The 5,314-nt window shown below is 52.6% G+C and carries 4 protein-coding genes; all 4 read right to left on the minus strand.

Annotated elements, in window-relative coordinates; genetic code table 11:
- Nucleotides 1-1,926 (minus strand): U32 family peptidase (locus Q7V06_RS02310; RefSeq protein WP_304837478.1); only part of this gene is annotated, 1,926 nt, incomplete at its 3' end.
- Nucleotides 1,927-1,968: 42 nt separating this feature from the next.
- Nucleotides 1,969-2,619, minus strand: a complete 651-nt coding sequence (gene phoU, locus Q7V06_RS02315; protein ID WP_304837481.1) for a phosphate signaling complex protein PhoU — start codon at nucleotides 2,617-2,619, stop codon at nucleotides 1,969-1,971.
- Entirely contained in the window at nucleotides 2,616-3,374 is a 759-nt protein-coding gene (gene pstB, locus Q7V06_RS02320; RefSeq protein WP_304837484.1) for a phosphate ABC transporter ATP-binding protein PstB, read from the minus strand. The genes phoU and pstB overlap by 4 nt, the downstream gene beginning before the upstream one ends.
- 7 nt (nucleotides 3,375-3,381) lie before the next feature.
- Nucleotides 3,382-5,253: a phosphate ABC transporter permease PstA gene (pstA, locus tag Q7V06_RS02325; protein ID WP_304837487.1), complete on the minus strand. Its 1,872-nt coding sequence runs from the start codon at nucleotides 5,251-5,253 to the stop codon at nucleotides 3,382-3,384.
- Nucleotides 5,254-5,314 lie beyond the last annotated feature (61 nt).

Below are 5,314 nucleotides of genomic sequence, written 5' to 3' on the forward strand. Positions count from 1 at the left end.
GAGTGCATGGTCGAGAAACTGGCGGCGGGTGATCTCGGGGAACTTCCAGAAGCAGAGTATATTCTTCATGTGAGAGAGGGAGTGCACTTCGGCAAGGTCCGCCAGTACTTTCTGCTGCCATTCATCCCAGGTATACCTCGCTCTCCTCCCACAGGTGGCGACTGCATAGGTAGGTTCATAGTAGATCCGGTCACATCCACCGGCTATTGCACCTTTCACCTGTTCGATCGAATCGGCATAGACGGCGATCGAGGGGGGATCTAATCGCCGCTGTGCAGGGTGTCGGTCTCGTTTCAGGTACACCCGCAACCGCTCTTCAGCAGCTGCTGCCTCTTCAGGCTCTGGTTCACATGACCTGATGAGAGCTGTTGCTGCATCTGAGAGGATCGCTCTTCTGAGACCAGTGATCTCCTGGATCGGCAGGAATAAGGTGCCCGGATACTGCATCTCTTCGATGACAGCCTCAAACCAGGTCTCACCGGTCCGTGTCAGGAGATCTGTTATCACCTCAACCGTCAGGGGTCGGGTCTTCGCCTCAACCATAGGGGACACCGATCGTGCTGTGACGGTGATCAGATCCCCTCTCGGCCCGGTGAGGCGTCCATCGATCTTCAGGTGCTCCTCATCCATCGAGACTGAGAGTGCGATCGGGACCTTTCGACCACCGCCACGGGGATATGATGAGATTATTGTATATGCCGCCTGTTCAACACTCCCCCTCTTATTTATGGACGCCTCCATTCCATTCTTCACAGCATGTGATATTTTAACCCGGATACGACCCCCATCCACCCTGATTTTAGACCGGATCTCGCACCCGACATCCTCCTCCCCCTCTTTTGAGAAGACTATTCCATCACCCCTCTCCGGAAGTGGTGATGAGAGATCCCCTATCACCGCTTCACTCCGTACGCGATCATACCAGAGAACCGTCCCAAACCGTATCCCCTGATTATCAGGTCGGTCTTCAGAGACGAATTCCTGACCTTTTGCCCCGAAGAGATGACCCTGTGTAAATCCTCGGTTAAAGGCGAATGCTGCAGAAAGGAGCGCTTCAGGATCAGGTGTGAACCTGCCCTCCAAAACGAGATCGAGTGCGTTTCGGTAGAGTGATGTGACAATGGCGACATATTCTGGCGACTTCATCCTCCCCTCAATCTTGAGTGCGGCACTATCCCTCATCTCGGAGAGATGTTCATATGTTGCCAGATCCTGTGGAGAGAGGAGATAACGCCACTCCTCATCCTCAGTCTTTTTCTGCTGTATCACCCTCCCATATCGATCGATAACGCCGATGACAGGCATATACTTCCTTCGGCAGGGCTGTGCACATGTCCCCCGGTTCCCGCTTCTCCCACCAATGACAGATGAGAGGAGACACTGGCCTGAGTATCCCATACAGAGTGCACCATGAGCAAAAAGTTCGATTCCGACTTTCAGGCCCTTTGCAACGGAGTTGATCTCTCGGACTTCATCAATTGGAAGTTCACGTGCGAGAACCACACGGGATATCCCATGTTCTGCTGCATATCTGACACCCTCGACGGAATGGATGGTCATCTGCGTAGAGGCATGGAGCGGGAGTACCGGTACAAGATAGCGTGCAAGGGACAGTACCCCATGATCCTGAACGAGAATGGCATCCACTCCAATAGTATATAAGAAGATCAGGTATTCGCCGACTTTTTTCAGTTCTTCATCTGAAACAAGGGTATTAACGGTCACATAAACCCGGATGCCACGGGAATGAGCGTCCTGTATGGCAGTGTGTAATGCCATATCTTCAAAATTTGCCGCATAGGCCCGTGCACCAAATCGTGTACCTGAGAGGTAGACTGCATCGGCTCCTGCTGCAATCGCCGCCTCGAAGGCTTCACGTGATCCTGCTGGTGCCAGAAGTTCGGGGATGTTAACGTGCCTCTCCATCACGCAATACTACGACACGTATGGAGATAAAAAGAGGGTATGTTATCTGATATCGACACGCTCGCCGGTCACCATATAATGTACTTTCTCGGCAGTCTTGCAGGCATGATCGGCACATCGTTCAAGATAGCGGTCTACCAGAAGATAAGTGGCACAGATTGGAATATATTTAGGATCATTTTCCATGACACTGATACAATCTTCATAAATAAGATACCGCATCCTGTCGACTTGATCATCCCGTTCTGAGAAACCCCTGATGATCGAGAGGTCTTGTCTCTGGAATGCAGTGAGGACGTCTTCGAGCATGGAGATGGTAAGTTTCGCCATCCTGTCAAGACCCATCATTCCCTCAATATGGGGGGTGTCGGGGAGTTTGTAGGTGCAATGGCAGATATCCTTTCCGTACCTGCCGATCCGTTCAGCCGATGTGATGAGGTTCATGCAGCAGGATATCGTCCTGAGATCCGAGGCGACCGGCTGGTGGAGGGCGATGAACTGGAGCCCCAGTTCTTCAAGCTGATCAGCCTTAATACTCAGGTACTCTTTTCCAAGGGCGATTTCGCAGGCCCTCTCCCGGTCGAGTGCTGAGAAGGCATCAAAGGAGTTGCGGAGCATCGTGAGAGCGAAGAGGCTGTAGCCCTCGACCGATCCACGGTACGCCTCCAGTTCCGTATGGTAATAATCTTTCATCCAAATCTTCCTGTGATATAATTCTCTGTTAACTCCTCCTTCGGACACTCAAAGATGGACGGCGTTGTACCACACTCAATAAGCCTGCCCATATACATGAACCCTGTATAATCCGATACGCGTGCAGCTTGCTGCATGTTATGTGTTACGATCACAACCGTATACTCTTCTTTGAGTTCTGTGATGAGGCTCTCGACTTTCGCTGTTGCTATAGGGTCAAGTGCTGAACAGGGCTCGTCCATCAGGATGATGTCAGGCCCGACAGAGAGGGTGCGTGCGATACAGAGCCGCTGCTGCTGGCCTCCGGAGAGCCCGCGTGCCGCGTCATGGAGTCGTTCTTTGACTTCATCCCAGAGTGCTGCACCCTTCAGGCTCTTCTCTGCAACTGCATCAAGCGCCTGTTTATCTTTTATTCCATGGACCCTCGGTCCATAGACGACATTCTCATAAATCGACTTTGGAAATGGGTTGGGCTGTTGGAAGACCATCCCTATCTTCTTGCGGAGTTCAACGACATCGGTCTTCCTACCCGCGATATCCTCGCCATGATAGAGGATGGATCCATCGAGTCTGCAGGTGGGGATGAGGTCGTTCATCCGGTTAAAACACCGGATGAGGGTTGATTTGCCACATCCCGATGGGCCGATGAGTGCGGTGACCTTATTCGCTGGAATAGTGATCGATACATCGATGAGCGCCTGGGTTGTGCCATAATAGAGGTTGAGGTTTTTTGTTTCTAATGCATGCTCTGTCATTGGTATCTTACCACCTCACGTTCTTTTTCGCATGCCTTCTCATCAGAATCGCAACGGAATAGATACCTGTCACGAGGAGGAGGAGGACGAGTGCGGTTCCATATTTCTGTGTTTCTGCGCCGGGAACATTTGTTGCAAGGATGAAGAGGTGATAGGGGAGTGCCATCACCGGCTCTGAGAGCGATGTCGGCAGGAAGCGTTTTGAGAAGACGACTGCTGTGAAGAGGAGCGGTGCTGTCTCACCGGCTGCACGGCCGATGCCAAGGATCGTACCTGTCAGGATACCAGGTGCTGCTGCGGGCAGGACAACACGTGAGACCGTCTGCCAGCGGGTCGCGCCGAGGGCGAGGCTTCCCTGCCTGAGGGAGTCGGGGACGGATTTCAGAGCCTCTTCACTCGTCCTGATGATCGTTGGGAGGATCATGAGGGCTAATGTGATCTGACCTGCAATGAGGGAGACGCCAAGGCCTACAAAGAGGACGAGAAAGGCAAACCCGAAGAGGCCGAAGACGATCGAGGGTGTGCCGTTTAAGAGATCATTTCCTGCCCTGATGATCCGGGTGATCTTCCCCTCAGTGGTATATTCATTGAGGTAAATGGCGGCCCCGACCCCGATCGGGAGCGCGATTGCGACCGCACCGATCACAAGGTAGATAGTCCCCACAATCGCCGGGAAGATGCCGCCCTCACGGCCGAGATTTCTGGGTCCTTCTGTGAGAAACTCCCAGGTGAGTGCCGGCAGGCCATTACTGACGATATCAAAGATGATGACGATGAGTACAAAGAGGACGAGGGCGGTGCCTGAGGTGATGATACAAAAGGCAATCTTCTGGATCGCCTGGCTGGAGAGGAGGCGGACTGCCATCCTGTACAGGCCAAAGAGTACTGAGATGATGATGACACCGAGGATTCCAAAGATTAGATAGGCGAGTGTAATAGTGAAGAGTGCTATCGCCCAGTATGCTCCTGACAGCATCCTCTCTTTTACTGCATAGGAGATGATGGACCTCCTCAGAGATCCCTCCTGCCCTTCCTTGATGCTCCTCAGAATGGCTGTGGCAGAGAGATTGACGATCAGGGTGATCAGGAGGAGGACGAGTGCCATACCGAAGAGGGCATGGTAATGCGTGCTCCCGATTGCTACCTCGCCCATCTCGATACCAAGGGTGGCGGTGAGTGTCCGGATTGGTGAGAGGATATTGTAGAGGGGATCCGGAATAATTGCGGCATTACCGGTGACCATAAGTACTGCCATCGTCTCGCCGATCGCTCTGCCCATACCGAGGATGACCGCAGCGGTGATCCCGGAGAGTGCTGCAGGGACGATGACGCCGGTGATCGTCTGCCATCTTGTTGCACCGAGTGCAAGCGATGCAGATCGAAACTCCTGTGGAACACTGCTGATCGCATCTTCAGAGACCGAGACGATTGTTGGGAGTGCCATGATGCCGAGGATCATTGACCCGGCAAGCCAGGTTGCTCCCGATGATAGATCAAAGGAGATGCGGAGCCAGTTCGTCAGGACCACAAGGCCGAAGAACCCGTATACAACGGAAGGGATACCTGCTAAGAGTTCGATTGCAGGTTTTACGGTTTCCCGGACGGTTTGTGGTGCAATCTCAGCGATGAAGATGGCAGATCCGATCCCAAGCGGAACAGCAATCACCATTGCTCCAAGGGTGACAAGGAGGGTTCCAACGATAAGTGATAAGATTCCATACTGCGGTGTAACGCTCGTCGGGTTCCAGATTTGATCGAAGATGAAGTTTGGAATTCCGATCTCAAGAATTGCCGGAGTACCTTCTTTAATGAGAAAACCGAGGATGAGGATGATGGTGATGACAGCAACAAGGGCAGTTCCAAGCCATATGCTGCTTATTGCCTTCTCCCTGTTCTGCCTGCTGAAAAGTTCTGTTATCTGAAGATCAAATCTGTTCTTC

This window comes from Methanocalculus sp. (genome assembly GCF_030651615.1).
GTDB lineage: Archaea > Halobacteriota > Methanomicrobia > Methanomicrobiales > Methanocorpusculaceae > Methanocalculus.

Bases quoted from the DNA above. Each gene is read 5' to 3' on its own strand.
- pstB (WP_304837484.1), bottom strand. From the start codon at position 3,374: ATGACAGAGCATGCATTAGAAACAAAAAACCTCAACCTCTATTATGGC.
- phoU (WP_304837481.1), bottom strand. From the start codon at position 2,619: ATGAAAGATTATTACCATACGGAACTGGAGGCGTACCGTGGATCGGTC.